Source organism: Escherichia sp. HH26CH (assembly GCF_009820205.1).
In the GTDB taxonomy this organism is placed as follows: domain Bacteria; phylum Pseudomonadota; class Gammaproteobacteria; order Enterobacterales; family Enterobacteriaceae; genus Escherichia; species Escherichia coli_F.
In genome coordinates, this window is record NZ_VNXM01000003.1 from 1 (window position 1) to 3,014 (window position 3,014).

General features: G+C 50.4%; 1 protein-coding gene and 6 tRNA genes. All 7 read left to right on the forward strand.

Features of this window, described 5'->3' with window-relative positions; translation table 11 throughout:
• Nucleotides 1-392 precede the first annotated feature (392 nt).
• The 7 genes from asnB (at nt 393) to FQ015_RS00440 (ending at nt 3,014) form a co-directional block, all read left to right on the forward strand.
• Complete coding sequence (gene asnB / locus FQ015_RS00410) at nt 393-2,057, forward strand: asparagine synthase B (protein WP_000337077.1); 1,665 nt, start codon at nt 393-395, stop codon at nt 2,055-2,057.
• Between the two features lie 379 nt (nt 2,058-2,436).
• Nucleotides 2,437-2,513: transfer RNA gene (locus tag FQ015_RS00415), tRNA-Met, on the forward strand.
• A gap of 8 nt (nt 2,514-2,521) precedes the next feature.
• Nucleotides 2,522-2,606 (forward strand) — tRNA-Leu (locus FQ015_RS00420).
• A gap of 23 nt (nt 2,607-2,629) precedes the next feature.
• Nucleotides 2,630-2,704: transfer RNA gene (locus FQ015_RS00425), tRNA-Gln, on the forward strand.
• A 34-nt stretch (nt 2,705-2,738) separates the two neighbouring features.
• Nucleotides 2,739-2,813 (forward strand) — tRNA-Gln (locus FQ015_RS00430).
• Nucleotides 2,814-2,847: 34 nt separating this feature from the next.
• Nucleotides 2,848-2,922, forward strand: a tRNA-Gln gene (locus FQ015_RS00435).
• 15 nt (nt 2,923-2,937) lie between these two features.
• Nucleotides 2,938-3,014 (forward strand) — tRNA-Met (locus tag FQ015_RS00440).

A 3,014-nucleotide genomic window follows, 5' to 3' on the forward strand; every position in this document is an offset into this window, starting at 1 on the left:
ACGGCGCTGTGTCTGGCATGCCTGCAATCTGGGAAACCGGGGTAGAAAAAAACTTGCAGGCCATAACAGTATCTACGCAGCTCCTGCAATATATTGAATTTTCATGCTTTTGTAGGCAGGATAAGGCGTTCACGCCGCATCCGGCATGAACAAATCGCACTTTGTCAGCAATTTGGCCCCCGTAAAATATAACCATTTAATAAAACCCGCTAAAAATTATCGATTCATCAATAAATACATCCTCACACCAGACCTTTTTTCACCAATCGACAATCACCATTACGTTTTTTATTCCCCCCCAGCCAAATCGCTTGCGCACAGTGCTGCTTTGCGGCATTTTTTTAAACAAGCAAACACAACAAGCAACAAATACCAGGTTAACGGAGAAGGTTATGTGTTCAATTTTTGGCGTATTCGATATCAAAACAGACGCAGTTGAGCTGCGTAAGAAAGCACTCGAGCTGTCACGCCTGATGCGTCATCGTGGCCCGGACTGGTCCGGTATTTATGCCAGCGATAACGCCATTCTCGCCCACGAACGTCTGTCCATTGTTGACGTTAACGCGGGGGCGCAACCTCTCTACAACCAACAAAAAACTCATGTGCTGGCAGTAAACGGTGAAATCTACAACCACCAGGCATTGCGCGCTGAATATGGCGATCGTTACCAGTTCCAGACCGGGTCTGACTGTGAAGTGATCCTCGCGCTGTATCAGGAAAAAGGGCCGGAATTTCTCGACGATTTGCAGGGCATGTTCGCTTTTGCCCTGTACGACAGCGAAAAAGATGCGTATCTGATTGGTCGCGACCATCTGGGGATCATCCCACTGTATATGGGCTATGACGAACATGGTCAGCTGTATGTGGCCTCAGAAATGAAAGCCCTGGTGCCGGTATGCCGCACGATTAAAGAGTTCCCGGCGGGGAGCTATTTGTGGAGTCAGGACGGCGAAATCCGTTCTTATTATCACCGCGACTGGTTCGACTACGATGCGGTGAAAGATAACGTGACCGACAAAAACGAGCTGCGTCAGGCACTGGAAGATTCCGTTAAAAGCCATCTGATGTCTGATGTGCCTTACGGTGTGCTGCTTTCTGGTGGTCTGGATTCCTCAATTATTTCCGCGATCACCAAGAAATACGCCGCCCGTCGCGTGGAAGATCAGGAACGCTCTGAAGCCTGGTGGCCGCAGCTGCACTCCTTTGCTGTAGGTCTGCCGGGTTCACCGGATCTGAAGGCAGCCCAGGAAGTGGCAAACCATCTGGGCACTGTGCATCATGAAATTCACTTCACTGTACAGGAAGGTCTGGACGCCATCCGCGACGTGATTTACCACATTGAAACCTATGATGTGACCACTATCCGCGCTTCAACACCGATGTATTTAATGTCGCGTAAGATCAAAGCGATGGGCATTAAAATGGTGCTGTCCGGTGAAGGTTCTGATGAAGTGTTTGGCGGTTATCTCTACTTCCACAAAGCACCAAACGCCAAAGAGCTACATGAAGAGACGGTGCGTAAACTGCTGGCCCTGCATATGTATGATTGCGCGCGTGCCAACAAAGCGATGTCAGCCTGGGGCGTGGAAGCGCGCGTTCCGTTCCTCGACAAGAAATTCCTCGACGTGGCAATGCGTATTAACCCACAGGATAAAATGTGCGGTAACGGCAAAATGGAAAAACACATCCTGCGTGAATGTTTTGAAGCGTATCTGCCTGCAAGCGTGGCCTGGCGGCAGAAAGAGCAGTTTTCCGATGGCGTCGGTTACAGTTGGATAGACACTCTGAAAGAAGTGGCGGCGCAGCAGGTTTCTGATCAACAACTGGAAACTGCCCGTTTCCGCTTCCCGTACAACACGCCGACCTCAAAAGAAGCGTATCTGTACCGGGAGATCTTTGAAGAACTGTTCCCGCTACCGAGCGCCGCTGAGTGTGTACCGGGCGGCCCGTCCGTCGCGTGTTCTTCCGCTAAAGCGATTGAATGGGATGAGGCGTTCAAGAAAATGGACGATCCGTCTGGTCGTGCGGTTGGCGTTCACCAGTCGGCCTATAAGTAAGAAAGGCGGTACTGCCCCGGAGAAATCCGGGGCTGTTTCAGTTATTGAGCTGCTTGTTGATTCTCATATGCAGTAAGGAAATGTTCCGGGTTTGCCACATCACTGTTTGACAACTCATCACTGTAGGCCAGTACTTCATAGATTAATTTCCTACCACTATTGTTGAATTCCGAATTTCATCCTGTATGACAAAAGAATGGCTGTAGGGTGGGGAAAAAACACAAAGTAAACAATAATTGACGAATATAGCGCCACGCTGTTCGCAACCTAACCAAACAGTCACTTTCGAGCAATTTTCCTTGAAAAAGAGGTTGACGCTGCAAGGCTCTATACGCATAATGCGCCCCGCAACGCCGATAAGGTATCGCGAAAAAAAGATGGCTACGTAGCTCAGTTGGTTAGAGCACATCACTCATAATGATGGGGTCACAGGTTCGAATCCCGTCGTAGCCACCATCTTTTTTGCGGGAGTGGCGAAATTGGTAGACGCACCAGATTTAGGTTCTGGCGCCGCAAGGTGTGCGAGTTCAAGTCTCGCCTCCCGCACCATTCACCAGAAAGCGTTGTACGGATGGGGTATCGCCAAGCGGTAAGGCACCGGTTTTTGATACCGGCATTCCCTGGTTCGAATCCAGGTACCCCAGCCATCTTCTTCGAGTAAGCGGTTCACCGCCCGGTTATTGGGGTATCGCCAAGCGGTAAGGCACCGGTTTTTGATACCGGCATTCCCTGGTTCGAATCCAGGTACCCCAGCCATCTTCTTCGAGTAAGCGGTTCACCGCCCGGTTATTGGGGTATCGCCAAGCGGTAAGGCACCGGTTTTTGATACCGGCATTCCCTGGTTCGAATCCAGGTACCCCAGCCATCGAAGAAACAATCTGGCTACGTAGCTCAGTTGGTTAGAGCACATCACTCATAATGATGGGGTCACAGGTTCGAATCCCGTCGTAGCCACCA

Excerpts from the sequence above, each read along its gene's own strand:
- asnB (WP_000337077.1), top strand. The coding sequence starts at position 393 with ATGTGTTCAATTTTTGGCGTATTCGATATCAAAACAGACGCAGTTGAG.